Raw genomic sequence first — 23,374 nt, 5'->3', positions numbered from 1 at the left:
GCTTGTGCATCCGGTGGCCGGTGGCCGGACGCGTCCGGCCACCGGCCACCGCCGTCACTGGTAGACGCGGACGTAGTCGACGTACATCCGGGACGGGAACGGCGTCGTGCCGTCGACCGGTCCGGGGAAGTCACCGCCCACGGCCAGGTTGAGGATGATGTAGAAGGGGTGGTCGTAGACCCACGGGCCGCGGGTCGACTCGACGGTGTCCTTGCTGGCGTAGAAGACGGTCTGGCCGTCGACCTTGAAGGTGATGCCGCGGCTGTCCCACTCGGCCGACCACACGTGGTAGTCGTTGGCGAAGTCGACGCCGCCGGGTGCCGGATACTTCAGGCCGTAGCCGCCGGCGCCGTTGTACTGCGGGGCGTGCAGCGTCGAGTAGCCCTCCAGGGTGTTGCGGCCGAGCACCTCCATGATGTCGATCTCGCCGTTGTACGGCCACGGCCGGCCGGTGAGGAAGTCGGCGCCCATCATCCAGAACGCCGGCCACAGGCCGTTGCCCTTGGGCACCTTGACCCGGGCCTCGATGCGGCCGTACTGGACGTGGAACTTGTTGCCGGTGTTCATCCGGTGCGAGGTGTACTCGCGCCCGCCGGCGCTCTGCCGCCGGGCCTCCAGCACCAGCGAGCCGGTGCCGTCCATCGACACGTTGTCGTTGTTGGTGTAGTACTGCAACTCGTTGTTCTGGCCGGTGCCCGGGTCGATCGTCCACTTCGTCGGGTCGGGCTTGCTGCCGGCCGGACCGTTGAACTCGTCGCTCCACACCAGACGCGTCGCCGGGAAGACCGGGTCCGGCGGCATCGGTGGCGGGGCGACCGGGTTGCCGCCGGTGCCGTACACCCGGAACTCGTAGAGCGAGTAGCCGTACGGGGTGGCCCGTGCGGTGCCGTACATCCGCACGTAGCGGCCGGTGCCGGTGGTGTTGATGGTCTCCTTGAAGCCCCGGCCGCTGGTCGTCGAGTAGATCGTGGTCCAGGTTGTCGCGTTCGGCGAGACCTGGATCTGGTACGACGTCGCGTAGGCCCGGTCCCACTGGAGCACGACCTGGGTGATGGTGGCGGTCGCGCCGAGGTCGACGTAGATCCAGCCGGGGTCGACCCAGCCGGTGGTGGAACTGGTCGCCCAGCGGGTCGCCGGGTCGTTGTCGAAGGCCCGGGCCGGCACACACTCGTAGCAGTTGACGTCGCTCTGGTCGGAGGAGGCGACGGCGGGCTTCTGGTACGACAACAGCCGGCTCCCGCCCGGCGGGGGAGTGGTCGGCGGCGGCGTCGTGGGTGGCGGGGTGGTCGGCGGCGGGGTGCCGGTGGTGCCGGTGCGGATCTGGAACTCCCACAGCGAGTAGCCGTACGGGGTGGCCCGGGTGGTGCCGTGCACCCGGACGAAGCGCCCCGACCCGGTGACGGTGAGGTTCTGCACGCCGCCGGTGCCGTTCGTCGTGGTGTGGACGGTGGTCCAGGTGTTGCCGTCGGCGGAGGTCTGGATCGTGAAGGCGACGCCGTACGCCGCCTCCCAGTTCAGGGTCACGCCGCAGATCGCCTGGGTGCTGCCGAGGTCGACGCGCAGCCACTGCGGGTCGGCGGCGGCGCTGGACCAGCGGGTGCCGGTGTTGCCGTCGACGGCCGCGCTGGCCGGGTAGGCGCCGGACTCGACCGAGGAGGCGAGTGCCGGGCGGCCCTGGGCGGCGTTGGTGGTGCCGCAGCCGCCGGGTGCGCTGCCGCCGTACACCTGGAACTCGAACAGCGACACGCCCCAGGCGGTGGCCCGCCTCGTGGTGTGCAGCCGTACGTAGCGGGCGGTGCCGGCCACGGTCAGGCTCTGGTCGCCGCCGGTGCCGCCGACGGTGGTGTGTGCCGTGGTCCAGGAGGAGCCGTCGGTCGACAGTTGGATGGTGAAGTCGCTGGCGTACGCGGTCTCCCAGCGCAGCGCGACCCGGCTGACCGCGACCGGTGAGCCGAGGTCGACGCGTAGCCACTGCGGGTCGGCGGCGGCGCTGGACCAGCGGGTGCCGTTGTCGCCGTCGACGGCGGCGGAGGCCGGGAACGCGATCGACTCGGTCGACGACGCGGTGACCGGCCGGCCCTGCGAGAGCAGGATCTCCGCCGCGCTGGCGGTCACTGTGGTGGCCACGACGTATCCGCCGAGCAGGGCGACGAGGGCGGCGCCCAGGGCGCCGAGGCGTAGCCAGGTGGGGCGGGCGGGCCATCGGCCGGTCGGGGGCGGGGTGGGACGCATGGCAGCTCCTCTTCGACAGGGCGTGGTGTGTCGACCCGGTTACCAACCGATGACGACCGCATGAGAGAGCGCTCTCTTAATCGGACACTCTGAACCGTGTTTCGAGGTATGTCAATGCCTAGTCAACGCTCGGGGAGCGCTCCCCGGCAAGATCAACTATGCTGACGGCCGGTTCCCGGCGCCGGGCGGGGTGGTTTCAGGAGCCGTCGGGCAGCGCGGCCGCGTCGCGGGTGGTGTACGGGGCACGGTCGGCCGCCACCAGCAGCACCCCGATCGTCAGCCCGGTCGCCGACCCGACGGCCGCGTACAGCGAGTCGGTGTCGGCCGAGTTGACCGGGACACTGCCGGCGAGCGCGGTCAGCAGGGTCGCGATCGGCGTACCGAACATCAGCAGGAACAGCCAGAACATCGTCAGCACCGGATAGCCGATGGCCAGGAGGACGATCGTCGCGCCCTGCGCGTCCCACGCGGGCCGGCCGGCGGGCCAGCGCGCGGACAGCAGCGAGAGCCCGGCCAGCAGCACCACCCCGAGCAGCAGCGACGGACCCAGCCGCTCGTACGGCTCGACCAGCCGGATCCAGGCCGCACCGGCCGCGCCGAGCGCCAGCACGGCCGTGGCCGGCGCCAGCCGGCGGAGCAGGTGGTTCGGGATGGCCCGGTCGGCCGCCACGGTGCCGACACCGGCCGGTGCCGTCAGGACACCGGCGGCGAGCGCCGAACCGACCGTCAGCACGAGCAGTGTCCCGCTGACCGTGAGCGCGGCCGGCGTGAGCGCCGGCTCGGTGTCGGTCGGGGATTCGATGAGCGCCGCCAGCGGTGTCAGGGCCACGCCGACCGCGGCGGCGACGACCAGCGCCCGGCGGTCGGGACGGCGGGACCGTCGCCCGGTCGCCGCGACCGTGCCCACGGCCAGGCAACCGAGCACCGCCAGCGCGGTGGCCGCCGGCCAGCCGGCCAGGTCGGAGCGGTCCAGCGCCACGTCGGCGCCGATCCAGAGCAGGCCGGCGGTGACACCGGTCCGGGTGGCCCGCCGATCCCCACGAGCGGCCAGGACCAGCCCGAGTACGACCGCGACGATGGCCATGAAGCGCAGGTCGCGCACCCAGTAGGTGTTGTTCTCCGCGTACGCGTCCGGGCCGCTCGGCTCGGTGAGCGGCTGCAACACCGCCAGCCCGACCGCCCAGCCGACCGCCGCGGCGGCGGCGGCCACGATGCCGGCCAGCGACACGGCGCCCGCCGGCGACACGATGCCGGACCGGCGTGGGGCCTCGGTCGGGGGCGGGGGGTCGGACCCGCGTCGCCATCCTGCGCGCACGCGTGGACCGTACCGCACCGCGGTCGGTTCCGGGGTGCCCCCCGGCCCGGTCGTTTCGTGTCTCACGCGACACGCCGCGCCTAGATGTTGGGTGTGACTTTTGCAGGTCCCCTATATATGGTGTCCCCCGTAGCTGGTTCGGCCGCCCGTCCGGGGCGGTCGAGGCAAGAGGGAACCCGGTGCGAGTCCGGGACTGCCCCGCAGCGGTGAGTGGGAACGACAGCCGTCAGAAGCACTGGGCGCCACCCGGCCACGAGCCGGGCCGCCTGGGAAGCGACGGCCGGTAGGCGAACGCGGAGACTCCGCGCCGGCCCACGAGTCCGAAGACCTGCCAGCACACCGCGCACGCCCGTGCGCGGTGGTCCGAGGCCGCGCGGGACGGCCGACGCCATCGTGATCCTCGCCGGCCCGGCGGGGCCGTCGGTGTCGTCCGCGCGCCGCCATCCGGACCCCTGGACCGAAGTCGCGAGGAGAGTGTTGTGACGGTCACCGAGGTCGCCCCGGCACCGGCGGACGCCGGAGCGCCCGCTGCCAGGCGGACCCAGATGCAGGTGCGCAAACGTAACGGCTCGACCGAGCCGGTCGACGTCAACAAGATCGTCCGGGCCGTCGACCGGTGGGCCGACGACCTCGCCGACGTCGACCCGCTGCGGGTCGCGACCAGGACGATCAGCGGCCTGTACGACGGCGCCACCACCGCCGAACTCGACCGGCTGTCGATCCAGATCGCCGCCGAGATGATCGGCGAGGAACCGCAGTACTCGCGTCTCGCCGCCCGGCTGCTCGGCGCCTACGTCGACAAGGAGGTACGCGGCCAGGGCATCGCCTCGTTCAGCCAGGCGATCCGGCTCGGCCACGCCGAGGGGCTGATCGGCGACGAGACCGCCGAGTTCGTCCGGATCAACGCCCGCAAGCTCGACGACGCCATCGACCCCGACGGGCACCTGCGGTTCGAGTACTTCGGACTGCGCACCGTCTACGACCGCTACCTGCTGCGGCACCCGACCAGCCGGCTGGTCGTGGAGACCCCGCAGTACTGGCTGCTGCGGGTCGCCTGCGGACTGTCCACCAACCCGGCCGAGGCGATCGCCTTCTACCGGCTGATGTCGTCGCTGGCCTACCTGCCCAGCTCGCCGACGCTGTTCAACTCCGGCACCCGGCACACCCAGATGTCGTCGTGCTATCTCGTCGACTCGCCGCGCGACGAACTCGGCTCCATCTACGAGCGCTACGCCCAGGTCGCGCACCTGTCGAAGTTCGCCGGCGGGATCGGCATCTCGTGGTCCCGGGTCCGCTCGCGGGGAGCGCTGATCCGGGGCACCAACGGCAAGTCCAACGGCATCGTCCCGTTCCTGCGTACCCTGGACGCCTCGGTCGCCGCGGTCAACCAGGGTGGCCGGCGCAAGGGCGCCGCCTGCGTCTACCTCGAACCGTGGCACCCCGACATCGAGGAGTTCCTCGAGCTGCGCGACAACACCGGCGAGGACGCCCGCCGTACCCACAACCTGAACCTCGCCAACTGGATCCCCGACGAGTTCATGCGCCGGGTCGAGGCCGACGGGGTCTGGTCGCTCTTCGACCCCGACGAGGTACCGGAACTGCCCGACCTGTGGGGCGAGGAGTTCGACGCCGCCTACCGCGCCGCCGAGGCCGACGGCCGCCACGTGCGCCAGGTCAAGGCCCGCGACCTGTACGGCCGGATGATGCGCACCCTCGCCCAGACCGGCAACGGCTGGATGACCTTCAAGGACGCCGCCAACCGGCTGTGCAACCAGACCGCCGAACCCGGCAACGTGGTGCACCTGTCCAACCTGTGCACCGAGATCATCGAGGTCTCCAGCGACACCGAGACCGCCGTGTGCAACCTCGGCTCGGTCAACCTGGCCGCCCACGTCGCCGGCGACGACATGGACTGGCCGAAGCTGCGCGCCACCGTACGCACCGCGGTCACCTTCCTCGACCGGGTCATCGACATCAACTACTACCCGAGCCCGGAGGCGGCGGCGAGCAACCCCCGCTGGCGCCCGGTCGGCCTCGGCGTCATGGGCCTGCAGGACGTCTTCTTCGCGCTCCGGCTGCCGTTCGACGCGCCCGCCGCCCGGGAACTGTCCACCCGGATCGCCGAGGAGATCTACCTGACCGCCCTGGAGACCTCCGCCGACCTCGCCGAGCGCGCCGGCCCGCACCCGGCGTACGGCCAGACCCGCGCCGCCCGCGGCGACCTCCAGCCCGACCTGTGGGGGGTCACCCCGACCCAGACCGACCGCTGGGCCGCGCTTCGCGAGCGCGTCTCCCGCTACGGCCTGCGCAACTCGCTGCTCGTCGCGATCGCCCCGACGGCCACCATCGCCTCGATCGCCGGCTGCTACGAGTGCGTCGAGCCGCAGGTCTCCAACCTGTTCAAGCGCGAGACGCTGTCCGGCGAGTTCCTCCAGATCAACACCGCGCTCGTCGGTGAGCTGAAGGCCCGGGGGCTGTGGACCGAGCCGGTCCGGGCGGCGATCCGCCGCGCCGAGGGCTCCGTGCAGGGCATCGCCGAACTGCCCGGGGACGTCCGCGAACTCTTCCGCACCGCCTGGGAGCTGCCGCAGCGGGCGCTGATCGACCTCGCCGCCGAGCGGTCGCCGTACATCGACCAGAGTCAGTCACTGAACCTGTTCATGAGCGCACCCAGCATCGGCAAGCTCAGCTCGATGTACCTCTACGCCTGGAAGTCCGGGCTGAAGACGACGTACTACCTGCGGTCGCGACCGGCGACCCGGATCCAGCAGGCGACCGTCGCGGTCACCCGCCCGGACGCCGCCATCCCGGCGCCGGCCGTGATCGTGCCGCCCGTCGACGAGGCGCTCGCCTGCTCCCTGGAGAACCCCGAGTCCTGCGAGGCCTGCCAGTGACCACCGAAACCCGTACCCCGATGCTGCTCGACCCGGGCATGGACCTGACCCTGCGACCGATGCGCTACCCGCACTTCTTCGACCGGTACCGCGACGCGATCAAGAACACCTGGACCGTCGAGGAGGTCGACCTGCACTCCGACCTCGCCGACCTGGCCAAGCTGTCGCCGGCCGAACGGCACCTGGTGAGCCGGCTCGTCGCGTTCTTCGCCACCGGCGACACGATCGTCGCCAACAACCTGGTGATCAACCTCTACCAGCACGTCAACTCCCCGGAGGGCCGGCTCTACCTGTCCCGGCAGCTCTTCGAGGAGGCGGTGCACGTCCAGTTCTACCTGAACCTGCTCGACACGTACGTGCCCGACGACGAGGAGCGGTTCGCCGCGTTCGCCGCCATCGAGAACATCCCGTCGATCCGGCGCAAGGCCGAGTTCTGCTTCCGCTGGATCGACTCGATCTTCGAGCTGCGTGAGCTGCGGACCCGGGAGGACCGGCGGGCGTTCCTGCTCAACCTGATCTGCTTCGCCGCCTGCATCGAGGGCCTGTTCTTCTACGGCGCCTTCGCGTACGTCTACTTCCTGCGCTCGCGCGGCCTGCTCAACGGCCTTGCCTCCGGCACCAACTGGGTGTTCCGCGACGAGTCGATGCACATGGCGTTCGCGTTCGACGTGGTCGAGACCGTACGCCGCGAGGAACCCGATCTGTTCGACGACGACCTCGCCGAACAGGTCCGGCAGATGCTCGCCGAGGCGGTCGAGTGCGAGGTGCAGTTCGCCGAGGATCTCCTCGACGGCGGGGTGTCCGGGCTGTCGCTGCCGGACATGCGCGAGTATCTCCAGCACGTCGCCGACCGGCGGCTGGCCCAGCTCGACATCGCCCCGCTCTACGGCTCGTCGAACCCGTTCGCGTTCATGGAGTTGCAGGACGTGCAGGAGCTGTCGAACTTCTTCGAGCGGCGGGTGTCGGCGTATCAGGTCGGGGTGACCGGCGCCGTCACCTTCGACGACGACTTCTAGCCAGCCGTCGCCGGTCGCGCCCCCGGGTGCGGCCGGCGACGGCTAGCCGGAGGCGCGCAGGTGGCGGCCGTCGCGGCGGCGCTCCTGGACCAGGGTGACGAGGTCTTCCCGGGCCCGGGCGACCCGCGACCTGATCGTCCCGACCGGGCAGCCGCAGACCTCGGCCGCCTCGGCGTAGCTCAGCCCGGCGACCTGGGTGGCGACGAACGCCTCGCGCCGGTCGGCGGGCAGCGCGTCGAGCAGGTCACGCAGCACGATCTCGTCCTCGAACCGGTGCGGGGCGCTGCGGGCCAGGGTCGCCTCGGCGGCGTGCTCCCAGTTCTCCAGGGCGGCGACGCGCGGCCGTACGGTGACCGCCCGGACGTGGTCGACGGCGACCCGGCGGGCGATCGCCAGCAGCCAGGTCTTCGCCGACGACCGGCCGGCGAAACGGGGCAGCGACCTCATGGCCCGCAGATAGGTCTCCTGCGCCAGGTCCTCGGCCTCGGAGGCGTCGGTGAGGTGGCCCAGGAAACGGATCACCTGTTGCTGGGTGGCCTGGATGAACGACGACGCGGCGGCCCGGTCACCGCGGCCGGCGGCCAGCGCCCATCGGGTGATCTCGTCGTCGCTGTCCGGCGTCTGCATGGGGAAAGGCTAGCCCCCTGATCCGCGCTCCGGACAGGTGTACCCCGGATGGAACCGGCGTGCGGTGCCGTCCGACTATGGGGTGATGGGGTGCGATGAGTGTCGCGAGGCGCTGTCAGCCGGCCTGGATGGCGAGGACGGTCCGGTCGAGCGGGGGGCAGCTGACGCACATTTGGACATTTGTCCGCAGTGTCGGGAATGGTACGACAATGCGGCATTGGTGACACGGCTGACCCGTACCAGCACGGTGCCGGTCACGTTCCAGGTCGACGACGCGGTGCTGGCCGCCCTGCCGGCGCGCCGTACGGCGCGCGCCGCCCTCGGACACCTGCTGGCCCGGGCGGGCCGGCCGGCGGCGGTGCCGCTGCGGGTCGTGCTCGGCGTGCTCGGGCTGGCCCAGTTCCTGCTCGGGGCCGCCCAGATCGGCGGGCTCACCGCGACCGGCCACCTGCACGGCGTAACCGGCGTCGAAGGGGCCAACCACCTGTGGCACGAGTCGGCGGCCTGGAACGTCGCCCTGGGCGCCGGGTTCGCGTGGATCGCCCTGCGCCGGGTACGGCCCACCGGCATCCTGCCCACCCTGACCGCGTTCGTGGTCGTACTGACCCTGCTCACCACCGACGACCTGATCGGCGGCCGGGTCGAGTTCACCCGGGTGCTCAGCCACAGCCTGATCGTGCTCGGCTTCCTCGTCGTGCTGGCCCTGTCGCGGGTGCTGCCGGACCCGGCCACGCCACCGGTGCGCCGTCCGGACCGTGGCCGCTGGCGGGCCACCTTCGACGACGTCGCCGAGCCGGCCGAACCGGCACCCGGCCTGCGGATCGTACGGTCGGTCTCGTCCGCCCAGGTCACCGCCGACACCCGCCGCGCCGCCTGACCGGACGCCCGCCCGAGGCGCCACTCGCCGACTGCGACCTGACGTCGTACGAGGATGCGCTGCCGACCCTCGCCCGGGACATCGCGGCCTGCTGGCGGGCGGTCCTGGCCCAGCGCCACCCCGGCCGTGCGATCCAGGTCGAGATCGCGGACGGCCCGGCCGTCACCTTCTGGACGGCGGCACCGCAGGCCTGACGGTCGTACGTCAGGCCGGGCGGTCGGGGTCGCGCCCGGACCGGCGGGCCAGTTCGGCCAGCATCCGGTTGTAGGCGGCGTGCGCGTCGTCGACCCCTTCGGCCTCGGCCCGGTCGGCGGCCCGGTCGACGCGGCGCTGTTCCCGTTCGTCGGCGCGGATCCACTGCCGCAGCAGGGCCAGGATGACCAGCAGCGCCGGCACCTCGCCGAACGACCACGCGATGCCGCCGGCGGTGTGCTGGTCGTCGAGCGGTGACGGCCCCCACGGCCGGGGCAGTGCGGTGAACCACTCCGGGGCCAGCAGCGTGGTCGACTGCATGATCGCGACGCCGAGGAAGGCGTGCAGCACCATGCTGATCAGCACCAGCAGCATCCGCAGGGGAGGGGTCGGGCGGGGCCGGGGAGTGGGGTCGACGCCGATCGCGATCCAGAAGAAGAGATAGCCGGCCGCGAGGAAGTGCCCCACCATGAACAGGTGCATGGCGTGCGAGCGCAGCGCCAGGTCGAACAGGCCGGTGAAGTACATGACGTACATGCTGAAGACGTAGATCGGCAGGGCGACCAGCGGATGTGACACGGTCACCGCCCACCGGGAGTGCATCACCGACACCAGCCACTCGCGGGGGCCGGGCCACGCCGGGTCGGCCGACGGGGGCAGGGCCCGCAGCGCGAGGGTGACCGGGCCGGCCAGCACCAGCAGGATCGGGGCGACCATGGTCAGCAGCAGGTGCTGGGTCATGTGCATGGAGAACAGCACCGGGGCGTAGCGGGCGAGCCCGCTGGAGGTGGCCGCGACGATCACCGCGCAGCCGGCGAGGAACGCGGCCGTGCGGGCCGCCGGCCAGGCGTCGCCGCGGCGGTGCAGCCGCCACACCCCGGCGACGTAGAGGCCGGCGGCGGCAGCGGCGAAGGTGATGAAGAGCGGGTCGGGCAGCCACTGGCCGACCAGCCGGCCGGCGGTCATCTCGGGCGGCATCGGGAAGCCGAGCAGGGCGGTGGCGAGGTCCTCCTCCGGCACGTCGCCGGTCGGGGCGGGGGTGCGGCCGAGCGCGACCGCGGCGCCCATCGCCGCGCCGAAGAGCAGCACCTCGACGAGCGCGACCCGGGCGAAGGTCCGCCGGTCGCCGCGCCGCAGCGCGGGCAGCGCCGCCCGGCGCTGCCACCAGCCGGCGGCGACGAGGCCGAGCAGCAGCAGCGTCTTGAGCACGACGATCTGCCCGTACCGGGTGCCGAAGAGGTCACCGGGTCCGGCGAGGCGTACCCCGGCGGAGAGCAGGCCGGACAGTGCGACGGCGGTGACGCACCAGGCGGCCAGCGGCGAGAAGCGGCGTACGGCGACCGGCAGGTCCGCCGACCGGGACCGGCCGGACAGGGCGAGGGCGAGCAGCCCGCCGGCCCACAGGGTGACCGGCACCACGTGCAGCAGCAGGGCGGAGACCGCGAGCTGGTGATCGCTGGCCGCGGCGGCGTGCCCGGTGAAGACCGGCGGCACCACGGCGAGTACGGCGACGGCCAGCGCGACGGCGGCGCCGGCCGGTCGCAGGCTGGTCCGGCCGAGCACGAAGACGGTGCCGGCCAGCGCGGCCGAGACGGCGAGCGCCTTGCCGAGGTCGACCGAGGTGGCGAAGTTGAACAGCGAGGTCGTCGACACCGCCCGGGACACGGGCTGCCCGAGCAGGTCGGACAGGGTGAAGCAGAGACCGGCGACCGTGCACAGGCACCAGGCCAGCGCGGTCCAGCCGGCCAGCCGCAGCCGCCGGTAGCCGATCGCGGACAGCCCGCCGTCGGAGCGGGGGGACAGCACGACGGCGGCGAGCAGCAGGCCGATCGTGGCGACGGCCGAGACCTGTGTGCCGAGCCGGGCGACCGGCAGTCCCCAGGCGGTCAGCGGGCCGGGGTACGGCAGCCCCGGCAGTGCCTCGTCGACGACCGCACCGCCGTACCGCAGCAGGATCAGCAGCGCGGCCAGGGCCGCCGCCCCGCCGGCCAGCACGGTCGGCCAGCGCCGCCCGCCGGCCGGTGGCGCGGCCACCTCCGGTCGGGGCGGGGCGAGCTCGGTGGTCACGGACGGGCCCGCCGCGCCCGCCAGACGCCCGCCGCCACCACGGCGACGACGAGGGCCAGCCCGGCGCCGGCCAGCGCGAGGAGGGTGCCGGAACCGCCGCCGTCGTCGACGACCGACGCCGCGTCGACCGGGGCGTCCGTCGCCGGCGCCGAGACGGCGTCGGTCGCGTCGGCGGCCGGTTCCGGGCCGGCGACGGTGAACGGGTACGACCCCTGCACGGGGTGTCCGTCGAGCGAGACGACCCGGTACGCGACCGTGTAGGCGCCGCCGGCCAGCGGCGCGGCGAACGTGACCGCGCCCCGGTTGCCGGTGATCTCCGGCTGGCCGTCGGACACGGTCATACCGGCGGCGTCGGTCACCACGATCGCGGTGTACCGCGGGTTGAGCGGCTCGACGAACTCCAGCACGACCTGTTCCGGCGAGGTGTCGAGCGTGCTCTGCGGCGCCGGCTCGGCCGTCGTGAGCTGGTTGTGCGCCCACGCGGGCGCGGCCGGCAGCGCGGCGGTGGCGATCACGGCCAGGGCGGTCGCGGCCAGCGCGGCGAGGACGCGCGCCAGCACGGTGCGGCGCGGCCCGCGGTACGGGTGGGTGGTCATCGGAACTCCATTCACGGCTTCAGCCGAGCAGTTGCCGGCCGATCCAGCCGCCTTCGTCGCAGCCCGGCGGGATCGCGAAGACCGCCGACCCGATCGGGGTGGTCCACTCGTTGAGCAGGTCCGACTCGGCGAGCCGCTGCTGCACGGGAAGAAACTGCCGCGCGACATCCGCCTGGTATGCGGCAAATATCATACCGCTGTCGGCCTGGCCAGCGGCGTCGGGTTGCCCGTCGTAGTTGTACGGCCGGCGCAGCATCCGCGCCCCCTCGTCGGCCACGTGTGCCCGTGCGACGTGCGAGAACTCCGGGATGACGGTGAAGCCGGTCGGGTCGGTGGCGGTGAAGTCGGGTGCGTCGTGCTCGGCCGTACCGGTCAGCGGGGCACCGGTGTCGAGCCGGCGCCCGACCGCGAACTCCTTGTCGGCGCGCCCGAGCAGGTCCCAGGTCTCCAGCTCCAGCCGGATCCGGCGGATCACCACGGTGGTGCCGCCACGGAACCAGTCCGGCCCGTCGGTCGCCCAGACCGCCCGGCCGAACCCGGCGTCGCCGGGCGCCGGGTTGGTGGTGCCGTCGAGCTGGCCGAGCAGGTTGCGTTGGGTACGGCCGGCCGGCTCGACGCCGTGCCCGCGGCGGAAGCCGAGCTGGGTCCAGCGCGGCGTGCCGAAGGCGCGGGTGTCCTTGACCAGCATCCGCTGGGCGTGCGCGACCGTGACCGGGTCGTCGGCGCAGAGCTGGATCAGCAGGTCGCCGCCGGACCAGCGGTCCTCCAGCCGGTCGATCGGGTACGCCGGCAGCGGGGCGACCGACGGCGGCCGCAGCCCGTCGAGCCCGGCCGCCCGGAACAGCCCCGGCCCGAACCCGAAGGTGACGGTCAGCCGGGCCGGGAGGACGGCGAGTTCGGGCTCGGTGTCGGCCAGCGCCGGCCGGCCCTGGGTGAGCCGTACGGCGTCGTCGGTCAGCAGCCGCATGAGCCGGCCGAGCGCCGCCCGGTCGGTGCCCGGGTGCAGGTCGAACGCGAGGAAGCTGGCGTGTGCCTGCGGGCTGGTGGCGACCCCCGCCTGGTGCGGGCCGTGGAACGGCTCGACGGCCGTACCGGGGTCGGCGGGAAGCGGCGGGGCGGGTGCCGGTGCGCCGCGGGCGGCGGCGGTGACGGTGGCGCCGGCCACCGCGCCGCCGGCGGCGAGAGCGCCGCCGGCGAGCAGGTGCCGCCGGCTGACCGGCGCGGAGAAGGTGCCCATCTAGCCGGCGTGCCCGCTGGGGCTCGGGGTGCCGCCGTGGCCGGGGTCGTAACTCTCCTGCGCCCCGGCGAACGGCTTGGCCAGGGCGGTGAACGCGACCGTCCCGCCGTCGGCCAGGGTGAGGGTGATGTCGACCTCGTCGCCGGCGCGGACCGGCCGGCCGAGCGCCATCAGCATCAGGTGGTCGCCGCCGGGTTCGAGGACGTGACTGCCGCCGGCCGGCACGGTGAACCCGTCCGGCTTGGCCCGCATGACCATCTCGCCGTCCCGCATCGCCATCTCGTGCAGTTCCATCGGCGAGACCGGCGAGGTGGCGCCGGTCACGGTCACCGGCGTGGCCGACTCGTTGACCAGTGTGGCGAAGGCCGAGGTCATGCCGCTGTCGGCGACCTTGACCCAGGGATCGCGCACGGTCAGCGCGGCCGCCGCCGTGGGCGTGGCCGACGGTTCGGGGTCGCCGGCCGTCGCGTCGTCGGTGCCGCAGGCGGCGACGGCCAGCAGGGCGAGTACGGCGATACCGGTGCCCAGCCGGCTCGCCGATCCCGGCCGCCGGGTGGGTACGGGGATGCGCGCCATCGTTTCTCCAAACTGTGTGTGCACTGGTGGTCGGCCGGCGGCGGCGGCTGGTTCCGGCGGGCCGGAAAGTCAAGGCGTGACGCGCGAGACTCCATCGTGGATGATCGATGGTGGCTCCTCGTGGCCGTACCGGATCGGCCCGGGCGTGTCGGTCACGCCCGTTCGCGGGGGCCGGACCGGGAGGGTGCGTGTGGCACACATCGACCTTGGCGTGGACGAGCGGAGCTACCCCGGGATCAGCGGACCGATGCGATACCGCCCGGAGACCGCGAAGCCCCTCAACGATCTCGTGAACGTGCTGCTGCGCGGCGAGCACCCGTTGACCCCGGGGGAGCGGGAGCTGATCGCGGCGTACGTCTCCGGGCTCAACGAGTGCGAGTTCTGCTGCTCCTCGCACTCGGCGTTCGCCGCGGTGCAACTCGACGAGGGGATGGCCCTGGTCGACCAGGTCCGCGCCGACCTGGACTCGGCGCCGGTCAGCGAGAAGCTGCGGGCGCTGCTGCGCATCGCCGGCGCGGTGCAGGAGAGCGGCCGGAAGGTGACCGCCGACCTGGTGGCGGCGGCTCGCGCGGAGGGCGCGACCGACCTGGAGATCCACGACACGGTGCTGATCGCGGCGGCGTTCTGCATGTTCAACCGCTACGTCGACGGCCTGGGCACGGAGCCGGCCGCCGATCCGGCCGCCTACCTGCGGACCGCGGAGCGGATCGCCGAGTTCGGCTACAGCTCCTGACCTCGATCGAAGTACACCCATGCAGGTACTTGTCTAATTGACCAACATCATTGGAGGATATTTTCGCCCGGCCAACCCGGCTCCGGGTGCCGCGACGACGCGGCGGTGGTCGGCGGCGTGCGGGGATCCCGCCGGTGTGCCGGACAGCCGGCCGTGCGGGCGGCAGCGTGCCCACCTGAAGGAGCACCATGGACACTGCCCGCACCATCCGGCTGCCGCGCCGCATCCTGCTCGGCGCGTCGGCCCTGATCGCCGCGACCGTCGCCGCCGTCGGCCTGACCGGCCGGCCGGCGCAGGCCCGCCCCCGCGCCGTGGAGTGCGTCGCCGACCTGATCGAGACAGCCTGATGGCCACCGTCCCCTGGCTCGCCGACGTGCTGCGCGGGGCCGGCGTCCAGGTCGTCGAACACGGCGACTGGCGGGCCCGGATGCGCCCCGGCGCCTTCGACCCGATCGGGGTGCTGTGGCACCACACCGCCGCCACCTCCAGCCCCACCAACCCGCACCCGGCGCTCAACATCTGCATCAACGGCCGGCCCGACCTCGCCGGCCCGCTGTGCCACGCGCTGGTCGACCACCACGGCGTCTTCCACCTGATCTCCGCCGGCCGGGCCAACCACGCCGGTGCGAGCCGGGGCAGCGGCCCCATCCCGGCCGGCGACGGCAACACCCTCATGATCGGCTGGGAGATCGACTACAACGGGGTCAACCAGCAGATGACCCCCGCGCAGTACAACGCCTCGGTCGCGGCCACCGCCGCCGTACTGCGCCGGCTCGGGCGCGACGCCAGCCACGCCCGCGGCCACCGGGAGACGAGCACCACCGGGAAGATCGACCCCTCGTTCATCAACCTCGACACGATGCGCGCCGACGTCGCCGCACGGATGGCCGGCGGTGGCGCCGCCCCGGTCGCCGGCCAGGCCTACCTCTACGGCGACCAGCAGCACTTCGTCGCGGTCGGCACCGGCGGGGCGCTGGTCAACCTCTCCTGGTCGCCGTCGACCGGCATCATCCGGCCGGAGTGGGGCGGCGCCGCACTGACCGGCAAGCCGGTCGGCTACGTACACAACGGGCAGCAGCACGTCTTCGCCCGCGGCACCGACAACACGCTGCGACACTGGTGGCAGAGCGGCGGCGGGGCGCCGGGACGCGACAACTGGGGCGCCGTCGGCCGGGTGATGTCCAACCCCACCGGCTTCGCGTACGGCAACCAGCAGCACGTCTTCTACCGCAACCCCGACGGGCTGCTGGAGCACAAGTTCTTCGACCTGGTCAGCGGCCAGGTCAGCGGCGGGGTGTGGGCCGGGGGACCGTTCGTCGGCAACCCGTACGCGTTCGTGCACAAGGACCAGCAGCACATCTTCGCCCGCAACGCCGCCGGCGGCCTCGTCCACTGGTTCTGGTGGCCCGGCATCAACCCGAGCAGCGACAACTGGGGCATCACCTCGGGCATCGCCTCCGACGTCACCGGGTTCTCCACCCCGACCCAGCACCACATCTTCTACCGCAACACCGGCGGTGCGCTGCAGCACCGCTTCTTCGACGACCCGTCCGGCACCCTCAACGGCGGGGTGTGGGCCGGTGGCACCTTCGCCGGCAACCCGCACGCGTTCGTCCACCGCGACCAGCAGCACATCTTCGGCCGGCGGGCCAACGGCGACCTGGCGCACTGGTTCTGGTGGCCGGGCATCAACCCGAGCAGCGACGACTGGGGCGCCCGGGGCGTGGTCGCCGGCGACCCGGCCGGCCTGACCACCGGCGGCGGCCACCACGTGTTCTACCGGACCAACAACGGCACCCTCGAACACCGGGTCTTCCACGACGCCGCGGGCCACCTCGCCACCGACAACTGGGGCGGCTCGCTCGCCGCCTGAACCCCCGTACACCCGTCGGGTCCGGCGCCCGCCGAGCCGGGCGCCGGGCCGGATCGGCCGGCGTGCCTCTTCTGACGGTGCGAGGGGTTTCACGAGAGATAACCGGACTCAAGCCTGCTTGTCCGGATATGGTGCCCACCGTCGTGCCACGAGGAATTCCCAGCTTGAGCACGTACCGTGGGTTTGGTGATCAACTTTGCGAGTGATGTCGCCTTTCGGCATGGCGTCCGCCCAACCGGGGTAGTGCGCGTCGCGGGAGGTAGGCCAGATGCTTGAGATCAGTACCGGGGTGTGGCTGCTCACGATCGGCGTGATCGTGGGGCTGCTCGCCCTCGACCTGGCGGTCGCCGCGGCGAAACCGCACGCGGTCGGGTTCCGCGAGGCGACCGCCTGGTCGGTGTTCTACATCGCCGTCGCGATCGTCTTCGGCCTGGTGTTCATGAGCCAGGCCGGCACCGACTTCGGCGTCGAGTACTTCGCCGGTTACCTGGTCGAGAAGAGCCTGTCGGTCGACAACCTCTTCGTCTTCGTCATCATCATGACCACGTTCGCCGTGCCGGCCGAGCACCAGCACAAGGTGCTGACCTTCGGCATCATCATGGCGCTGATCCTGCGGGCGATCTTCATCGTGGTCGGCGCCACCCTGCTGAACCTCTTCACGTTCATGTTCCTGCTCTTCGGGCTGCTGTTGATCTGGACCGCGATCCAGCTCTTCCGGCACCGGGACGAGGACCCCGACGTGCAGGAGAACGGCCTGGTCAAGCTGACCCGCCGGGTGCTGCCGGTGACCACCGACTACGTCGGCGGCCGGCTGACCGTACGGCACCAGGGCCGGCGGATGGTCACCCCGCTGTTCATCGTGCTGATCGCCATCGGCAGCTCCGACCTGCTCTTCGCCCTCGACTCCATCCCGGCGGTCTTCGGGGTGACCGAGCAGGCGTACATCGTCTTCACCGCCAACGCCTTCGCGCTGCTCGGCCTGCGGGCGCTGTTCTTCCTGGTCAAGGGCCTGCTCGACCGGCTGGTCTACCTCTCCACCGGGCTGTCGGTGGTGCTGGCCTTCATCGGCGTGAAGCTGGTGCTGCACTGGGGGCACACCGTCTGGGACTGGGTGCCGCAGATCGAGACCGTGTTCTCGCTCGGCGTCATCGTGGTGGTCCTCGCCGTCACGACCATCGCCAGCCTGGTCAAGACCCGGCGTGACCCGTCGGCCAAGGCCCATCCGGGCGCGCTGCGCGTGACGAAGACGCCACCGCAGGAGGGGGCGGAGGAGGAGCCGCGACCGCCGCGGTAGCCATCGAAGTTCGTGCTTGTCTCATGGTCATTTTCTTCCTAAGGTGAATATCCTTCTGAAGAAAGGTGCCACGATGAGAGCAAGCACGGTACTGACCAGAATCGCCACCGTCGCACTGCTGTCGGCCGCCGCCGCGGTGCTACCCGCCGCGGCGGCCCAGGCGGCGCCCACCGGCTGCAGCACGTACGCCAACCTGGGGACCGGCTACGCGTCCTGCACCGGCGGGACCGGCGAGGTCCGCGTGGTGATCCACTGCGTCAGCGTCTGGGGCGACGAGACCGTACGCAGCGGACCCTTCGTCCCGGTGGGCCAGACCTCGTCCGTGTCCTGCCCGTCGTCGACCTGGTCCCTGCAACCCGACCCCTGGTACGTCACCCGGGGCTGACGCCTCCGGTCCGGGCCCCCGCCACCGGCGCGGGCCCGGACCTCAGTTCCGCGGGCAGGTCGCCGCCAGCCGGCAGGCGACCTCGTCGGCGACCCGCCGGTGCAGGTCGGCGAGTTCGGCGTCGGTCAGCCCGCCGAGATCCCCCGACGGCACCCCGCCACCCGGGGCACCGGCGTCGCCGTACGCGCCACCGGGCCCGCGGCCGTCGCGGTCGGCGGCACTGCCACAGCGGATCTCCGAACCGTCCGCCCGCTGCAGGCACGTCGCCCGCTCCCCGGAGAGGTCACCGCTGCCGGACGCCCGGTAGAGGATGTTCTGCCCGGTGCCCAGGGTGGCCGCCCAACCGTCGCCGCCGGTCGGCACCACCTCGTAGACGTTGATGTTCACCCAGTTCGGGATGTCCTGGTAGTCGGCCTTGATCCGGTCGACGATCGCGCCCGGCGACACCCACACCGGATCGAGCCGGTGCACCGTGACCGGTGCCAACCCCGGCCCGGAGTGCCGCGCCGGCACCACCGACACCACCGAGATCGCGGTCGCCGAACCCCGCCCGGTCATCGGGGTCACGTAGACCGGCCGCCGGTCGGCCACCGTCGCCAGGGTGAACTCGGAGTCGTTGCCGGCATTGGCGTGGTCGTCGGGGACCCGCCAACCGACCCGCCCGAGGAACCAGTCGGCGAACGAACCCATCGCCCCGGTCGACTCGCGTTGCCAACCGGCGATGCTCAGCGGACAGGACGGGCACCCACCGGCGCTCCGAGGAGATCTGCCGGCCGAGGTTGTGACCGAACCATCCCGCGACCCGGCGCGCGGCCCGGTCCCGGTCGAACTGGCACTTCTGGTCGGTCGCGCCCCGCCCCTGCAACGGGATCTGCTGGGTGAACGCCACCTCGTAGCCGGCGAGCCAGCCGCGCCGGTTCACCAGGGTCGCGAACCGGTCCTCGCCCGGCAGGTAGCTGGTGCCGGCGATCTCGCCGGTGGTGTCACCGAGGTCCGGCCGGGCCTGCGCCACCCCCACCTGGTACGGCGCCCGTGCCGTCACCGCCGGCAGCGCGCCGTCGACCACCTGGACGCCGGCCAGGTAGGTCCGGTCCTGCTCGTAGAACGTGTGCAGCATCCACCAGGCACCGCCGGTCAGGCCGAGCAGTCCGGCCAGCAGCGCGAACCCGGCGCCGTGCCGTGGCGCCCGGGCACCAACGAAACACCCCCTGGATCGCCTACTTCTTCGGTCTGCCGCCCACGCCCGCCAACGGACAGGGTGGACGCACCGTGCGCGACCGGCGACCTCGACGGGGGAACGATGGGAAGCTCCGACGCCCGGCCGCCCCGGGCTGCCCGGCACCCGGCCGGCCGGGAAACCGACGACGTACGCCACCCGCTCGCCGACGACCTCTTCCGGCTGGCCCACCACCACCTGCTCGGCCGGCCCCTGCTGCACCCCCGGGCCACCACCTACGGACTGGCCTCGGCCCTGCTGGCCGAACTGCTCTACACCGGCCGGATCACCGTCCACCACGGCGACGTGTACGTCGTCAGCACCGAACCACCCGCCGACGGCCTCACCCACACCGTCCTCGACCAGCTCGCCGCCGAACGCGGCGCCCACCCGGTCGGCAACTGGCTGGCATACCTGTCGGTCGCCGTCGTGGACCGGGTCGCCGGCCGGCTGCACCGGGCCGGCCACCTCCGGCGGGAGACGTCCCGGTTCCGCATGTCCCGGACCGTCATGTGGGTGCCGGTCGAACCGACCACCGCCGGCTGGCCGTCCGCCCGGCTCGCGATGGCGCTGCGCGGCGCCCGCCCGCTCGCCCCCGCCGACCAGGGCCTGGCCGCGCTGGCCTGGGCCACCGGCCTCGACCGCCAGGTCCTCGACGGCGCCCCCGCCCGGGCCCGCGACAACCTGCGCGCACTGCTCGACCACGGCTGGCCGCCGATGGCCGAACTGGCCCGCCTCACCCACGCGGCGATCGGCCGCTCGGTGGCCGCGTACCGCATCTGACCCTTCCACCCCTGGAGCACACATGCCGACGAGGGCAGCCCCGCACAGCCCGGTCACCCAGGCCCTGGCCCGCAACCGGCTCGGCGTACCGGCCGTGACCGCGTTCGTACTGGCCGCCGCCGCCCCACTGACCGTGGTCGCCGGCTCGGCCGGCACCGGGTTCGCGGTCACCGGCTTCGTCGGGGTGCCGGTCGTCTACCTGACCGTCGGCGTGCTGCTCGCCGTCTTCTCCGCCGGCTACGTCGCCATGGCCCGGCACGTCCGGCAGGCCGGTGGCTTCTACGCCTACGTCACCCTCGGCCTCGGCCGGGTCCCCGGCGTCGGGGCCGCACTGGTCACCCAGCTCGGCTACAACTGCCTGCAGATCAGCCTGTACGGCGCGTTCGGTGCCGTCGCCGCCGATCTCGCCGCCACCCGGGGCTGGTACCTGCCGTGGTGGCTGTGCGCCGCCGCCGGCTGGGTCCTCGTCGCCGTACTCGGGCTGCGGTCCGTCCGGCTCAACGGCCGCGTCCTCGCCACGCTGCTGCTGCTCGAACTCGCCGTGGTGGTGGTCTTCGACATCGTCATGCTCGCCCACCCGGCCGCCGGCGGCGTCACCCTCACCGCGCTGTCCCCGGCCCGGCTCGCCGACCCCGCCGCGGTCGCGATCCTGGTCGGTGGCCTCGCCGGATTCGTCGGATACGAGGCCACCGTCGTCTTCGCCGAGGAGGTCCGCGACCCGCGCCGCACCGTGGCCCTGGCCACCTACCTCGCGCTCGGCCTCATCGCCGGCCTGTACGCCCTGTCCACCTGGGCGATGACGGTCGCCGCCGGCCCGGCGGACGTCGTCGCCGCGGCCCGCGCCCACGACGCCGACCTGTTCTTCGTCCTCGCCGCACCGCACCTGCCGGCGGCCCTCGTCGACCTCGGCCGGCTGCTGCTGTTGACCAGTCTGTTCGCGGCCCTGCTCGCCTTCCACAACATGGTCGCCCGGTACGCGTTCTCGCTCGCCCGTGAGGGCCTGCTGCCCGCCGTACTGGGCCGCACCGGGCGGCTCACCGGGGCGCCGGTCTACGGCTCGCTGCTGCAGAGCGGCCTGGCCCTGACCGCCCTCGGGACCTTCGCCGGCGCCGGCCTCGACCCGATCCGCCACGTGTTCTTCACCGGCGGCGTCACGGGCGGGCTCGGCGTGCTCGTCCTGATGGCCGCCACCAGTTTCGCGGTGCTCGGCTACTTCGCCCGCGACCGGCGCGGCGAGCCCGCCTGGCGCCGCGTCACCGCACCGGCGGTCGCCGCCGTGACACTCACCGCCGTCCTGGTCGTCACCGTGGCCGGCTTCGGCGCGTTGCTCGATCTGCCGGGGGACTCGCCGCTGCGGTGGCTGCTCCCCGCCGGATACGCGGTGGCGGCCGTGGCCGGTGCCGGCTGGGCGCTGATCCTGCGGGCCACCCGACCACGGGTGTACGCCGCGATCGGGCTCGGCCCGGACAGCGTCACCGCCGTGCCGGCCACCCCGTCCGGCGTGTCCCGGTCCAGCCCTGTCCACGCCTGAACCGCCCCGAGCCCGACCGACCCAGCGAGGAGCCGTACCGATGCGACACCCACCCACGGCCGTGACCGTGCGGACCGCCACCACCGCGGACATCGGTCCGCTCGCCGTCACCCTCGTCGACGCCTTCCTCGACGGCCCGGACGGCGTCTGGCTGATCCCCGACCCCGTCGAGCGGCGGGCCGTCTACGAACGCTTCTGCGCCGGCCTGATCGGCGAGGTGCTGCGGCACGGCGCGGTGCTGACCACCGACGACCACAGCGCGATCGCGATCTGGCAGTCGTACGTCGGCGGACCACCCGACCTGAGCGGCTACGACCGCGTCGTCACCACCGCCTGCGGCCCGTACGCCGACCGGTTCCGGCGGCTCGACGCGGTGTTCGCCGACCACCACCCCACCACCCCGCACCACTACCTCGCCTATCTCGGCGTGGCGCCCACCCGGCAACGGGCCGGCCTCGGCGGCGCCCTGCTGGCCTGGCGCAACACGCTGCTCGACCGGGCCGGGGTCGCCGCCTACCTGGTCGCGACCAGCCCCGGCGCCCGTGACCTCTACCTGCGCCACGGCTACCGGCCCTGTGCCGCCCCGTTCCACCTGCCCGACGGCGGGCCACCGATGTGGCCGATGTGGCGCAACCCCGGCGGGCTGCGATGACCGTGTCGACCGACGACGCGGTCGCCGACACCCGCCGGGCGCTGGGCCGGCGGCTCGCCGCCGCCCGCCGGTGGATCGGGATCACCCAGGTCGAGCTGGCCCGGCGGCTCGCCTACAGCCGCAGTTCGGTGGCGAACGCCGAGATCGGCCGGGCGTTGCCGGAGCGGACCTTCTGGGGGTACGCCGACCGGGTGCTCGGCACCGGCGACGAGTTCGTACGCGCCTACGACGCCCACCGGGAACTGGTGCTCGCCCAGCTCCGGCAGTCGTGCCCCGACCCGCCACCGGCTCCCGCCCCGGCACCCCCGGCCGTTTCGCCGGCCCGCCCCCGGCCGGCCGTCCTGCCGGGGTCGCCTCCGGTGGCGGCCCCACCGGAGCCGGTCCGGTCGGACGGTGTGCACCGGCCCGCCGTCCGTGGTGGCGCCCCGGACGAGTCCGGATGGCGCGGTACGGGCGGGACCGGGCCGGTCGAGGCAGGGCCCGTCGAGCTGGTCTGGGGCGGCTACCTGATTCCCGCGCCCGCCGGTGACCACCGGTCGCCGCAGCGCCCGGCGGCCCGGGTGCCGGGCGGCTGACCTGCGAAGGGCGCCGGCCGGACGTAGCATCGGCTGATGCCGGACGAGAAGGTCGAGGTCCACCCGGCGACCGCCGATCGGTGGGACGACGTGGCGACCCTGCTCGGCGCGGGGCAGACGAAGCAGCACTGCTGGTGCACCTATTTCCGGATGTCCTCGGGCGCCTATTCCCGCGGCTCGGACGAGGAACGGGAGCGGTTGCTGCGCGACCTGACCGGCCGGCGGCCCGCGCCCGGGCTGATCGCGTACGCGGGCGGCGAGCCGGTCGGCTGGATCGGGCTCGGACCCCGCGCCGACCTGGAACGGCTCAACCGCTCGCGGACGATCCCGAAGATCGACGATCGTCCGGTGTGGTCGGTGGTGTGTTTCCTCGTCCGTCCCGGTCACCGCCGTCGGGGGATCGCCCACACCCTGCTGGCGGCGGCCGTCGACCGGGCCCGTGCCGAGGGGGCCTGCGGGTTGGAGGGGTATCCGGCCGATCCGGCCGGCGGCCGGCTGGACAACACGTTCGCCTACTTCGGCACCCTCGGCCTGTTCGAGGCGGCCGGCTTCCGGCGGGTCCGGCCGACCGCGTCCCGCACCAGCGGCCGTACCCGCTGGGTGGTCCGCCTGGACCTACCCTGACCCCCGCCGGCACCACCTCCGCGATCAAGGGGATGTGTCACGCAAATCGGGCACCCGAGGGGACGACTTCCCCTTGATC

At 73.1% G+C, this 23,374-nt stretch carries 21 protein-coding genes, 1 pseudogene and 1 riboswitch; of the genes and pseudogenes, 14 read left to right on the top strand and 8 right to left on the bottom strand.

Translation table 11 applies throughout. The features are described 5' to 3' along the window. Positions 1–54: 54 nt before the first annotated feature. Complete coding sequence (locus AB0M79_RS01170) at positions 55–2,232, bottom strand: discoidin domain-containing protein (protein WP_364206568.1); 2,178 nt, start codon at positions 2,230–2,232, stop codon at positions 55–57. A 196-nt stretch (positions 2,233–2,428) separates the two neighbouring features. Continuing rightward, a complete protein-coding gene (locus tag AB0M79_RS01165; RefSeq protein WP_364206566.1) occupies positions 2,429–3,547 on the bottom strand; it encodes a hypothetical protein in 1,119 nt (372 codons plus the stop codon). A 117-nt stretch (positions 3,548–3,664) separates the two neighbouring features. Next, a riboswitch (cobalamin riboswitch) is annotated at positions 3,665–3,898 on the top strand. 128 nt (positions 3,899–4,026) lie between these two features. On the opposite strand from AB0M79_RS01165, the gene AB0M79_RS01160 reads away from it, so the two are divergent. Together AB0M79_RS01160 and AB0M79_RS01155 are read left to right on the top strand one after the other, a co-directional pair. Next, complete coding sequence (locus AB0M79_RS01160; protein WP_364206564.1) at positions 4,027–6,441, top strand: ribonucleoside-diphosphate reductase subunit alpha; 2,415 nt, start codon at positions 4,027–4,029, stop codon at positions 6,439–6,441. Positions 6,442–6,461: 20 nt separating this feature from the next. Next, positions 6,462–7,457, top strand: a complete 996-nt coding sequence (locus AB0M79_RS01155) for a ribonucleotide-diphosphate reductase subunit beta (protein WP_357540362.1) — start codon at positions 6,462–6,464, stop codon at positions 7,455–7,457. 42 nt (positions 7,458–7,499) lie between these two features. Here AB0M79_RS01155 and AB0M79_RS01150 read toward each other — a convergent pair whose 3' ends face one another. Continuing rightward, positions 7,500–8,084 carry a sigma-70 family RNA polymerase sigma factor gene (locus tag AB0M79_RS01150; RefSeq protein WP_364206562.1) on the bottom strand — a complete coding sequence of 195 codons (585 nt, stop codon included), beginning with the start codon at positions 8,082–8,084 and terminating at the stop codon, positions 7,500–7,502. 85 nt (positions 8,085–8,169) lie between these two features. On the opposite strand from AB0M79_RS01150, the pseudogene AB0M79_RS01145 reads away from it, so the two are divergent. Further along, positions 8,170–8,268: pseudogene (locus AB0M79_RS01145) on the top strand (zf-HC2 domain-containing protein); the annotation flags it as partial. Between the two features lie 36 nt (positions 8,269–8,304). Further along, positions 8,305–8,961, top strand: a complete 657-nt coding sequence (locus AB0M79_RS01140) for a hypothetical protein (protein WP_364207637.1) — start codon at positions 8,305–8,307, stop codon at positions 8,959–8,961. 204 nt (positions 8,962–9,165) lie between these two features. Here the strand turns inward: AB0M79_RS01140 and AB0M79_RS01135 are convergent, their stop codons facing one another. From AB0M79_RS01135 to AB0M79_RS01120, 4 genes are all read right to left on the bottom strand, one after another. Beyond that, complete coding sequence (locus tag AB0M79_RS01135) at positions 9,166–11,148, bottom strand: cytochrome c oxidase assembly protein (protein WP_364207588.1); 1,983 nt, start codon at positions 11,146–11,148, stop codon at positions 9,166–9,168. A 68-nt stretch (positions 11,149–11,216) separates the two neighbouring features. Further along, a complete protein-coding gene (locus tag AB0M79_RS01130; RefSeq protein ID WP_364206560.1) occupies positions 11,217–11,816 on the bottom strand; it encodes a copper resistance CopC family protein in 600 nt (199 codons plus the stop codon). A 19-nt stretch (positions 11,817–11,835) separates the two neighbouring features. Then, entirely contained in the window at positions 11,836–13,053 is a 1,218-nt protein-coding gene (locus tag AB0M79_RS01125) for a Dyp-type peroxidase (protein WP_364206558.1), read from the bottom strand. Next, entirely contained in the window at positions 13,054–13,629 is a 576-nt protein-coding gene (locus AB0M79_RS01120; protein WP_364206556.1) for a copper chaperone PCu(A)C, read from the bottom strand. It abuts the gene before it with no gap. A gap of 190 nt (positions 13,630–13,819) precedes the next feature. On the opposite strand from AB0M79_RS01120, the gene AB0M79_RS01115 reads away from it, so the two are divergent. From AB0M79_RS01115 to AB0M79_RS01095, 5 genes are all read left to right on the top strand, one after another. Next, positions 13,820–14,362 carry a carboxymuconolactone decarboxylase family protein gene (locus tag AB0M79_RS01115; RefSeq protein ID WP_357540178.1) on the top strand — a complete coding sequence of 181 codons (543 nt, stop codon included), beginning with the start codon at positions 13,820–13,822 and terminating at the stop codon, positions 14,360–14,362. Between the two features lie 188 nt (positions 14,363–14,550). Further along, the gene (locus AB0M79_RS01110; protein ID WP_364206554.1) at positions 14,551–14,709 is read left to right on the top strand and encodes a hypothetical protein; all 159 of its coding nucleotides are present in this window, start codon (positions 14,551–14,553) and stop codon (positions 14,707–14,709) included. Continuing rightward, positions 14,709–16,235, top strand: coding sequence for an N-acetylmuramoyl-L-alanine amidase (locus tag AB0M79_RS01105; protein WP_364206552.1), 1,527 nt, complete (start codon positions 14,709–14,711; stop codon positions 16,233–16,235). The genes AB0M79_RS01110 and AB0M79_RS01105 overlap by 1 nt, the downstream gene beginning before the upstream one ends. 268 nt (positions 16,236–16,503) lie before the next feature. Further along, positions 16,504–17,529: a TerC/Alx family metal homeostasis membrane protein gene (locus AB0M79_RS01100; protein WP_364206550.1), complete on the top strand. Its 1,026-nt coding sequence runs from the start codon at positions 16,504–16,506 to the stop codon at positions 17,527–17,529. 73 nt (positions 17,530–17,602) lie between these two features. Beyond that, positions 17,603–17,914: a hypothetical protein gene (locus tag AB0M79_RS01095; protein WP_364206548.1), complete on the top strand. Its 312-nt coding sequence runs from the start codon at positions 17,603–17,605 to the stop codon at positions 17,912–17,914. A gap of 42 nt (positions 17,915–17,956) precedes the next feature. Here the strand turns inward: AB0M79_RS01095 and AB0M79_RS01090 are convergent, their stop codons facing one another. Next, a complete protein-coding gene (locus tag AB0M79_RS01090) occupies positions 17,957–18,604 on the bottom strand; it encodes a hypothetical protein (protein ID WP_364206546.1) in 648 nt (215 codons plus the stop codon). A 610-nt stretch (positions 18,605–19,214) separates the two neighbouring features. Between AB0M79_RS01090 and AB0M79_RS01085 the strand changes: the two genes are divergently transcribed. The 5 genes from AB0M79_RS01085 to AB0M79_RS01065 are packed head-to-tail and all read left to right on the top strand — an operon-like array spanning position 19,215 to position 23,295. Beyond that, entirely contained in the window at positions 19,215–19,913 is a 699-nt protein-coding gene (locus AB0M79_RS01085; RefSeq protein WP_357540193.1) for a GPP34 family phosphoprotein, read from the top strand. Between the two features lie 22 nt (positions 19,914–19,935). Next, on the top strand, positions 19,936–21,444 hold the full coding sequence (locus tag AB0M79_RS01080; RefSeq protein WP_364206543.1) for an APC family permease: 1,509 nt from the start codon (positions 19,936–19,938) through the stop codon (positions 21,442–21,444). A gap of 40 nt (positions 21,445–21,484) precedes the next feature. Further along, the gene (locus tag AB0M79_RS01075) at positions 21,485–22,096 is read left to right on the top strand and encodes a GNAT family N-acetyltransferase (protein ID WP_357540197.1); all 612 of its coding nucleotides are present in this window, start codon (positions 21,485–21,487) and stop codon (positions 22,094–22,096) included. Further along, positions 22,093–22,671, top strand: a complete 579-nt coding sequence (locus AB0M79_RS01070; RefSeq protein WP_364206541.1) for a helix-turn-helix transcriptional regulator — start codon at positions 22,093–22,095, stop codon at positions 22,669–22,671. Before AB0M79_RS01075 ends, AB0M79_RS01070 begins: the two co-directional genes overlap by 4 nt. Before the next feature lie 36 nt (positions 22,672–22,707). Further along, the gene (locus AB0M79_RS01065; protein ID WP_364206539.1) at positions 22,708–23,295 is read left to right on the top strand and encodes a GNAT family N-acetyltransferase; all 588 of its coding nucleotides are present in this window, start codon (positions 22,708–22,710) and stop codon (positions 23,293–23,295) included. Positions 23,296–23,374 lie beyond the last annotated feature (79 nt).

Source organism: Polymorphospora sp. NPDC051019, from assembly GCF_040683055.1.
GTDB classification, from domain to species: Bacteria; Actinomycetota; Actinomycetes; order Mycobacteriales; family Micromonosporaceae; genus Polymorphospora; species Polymorphospora lycopeni.
Note: the sequence above shows the minus strand (reverse complement) of the source record. Positions and strands in the feature narration are given on the sequence as shown.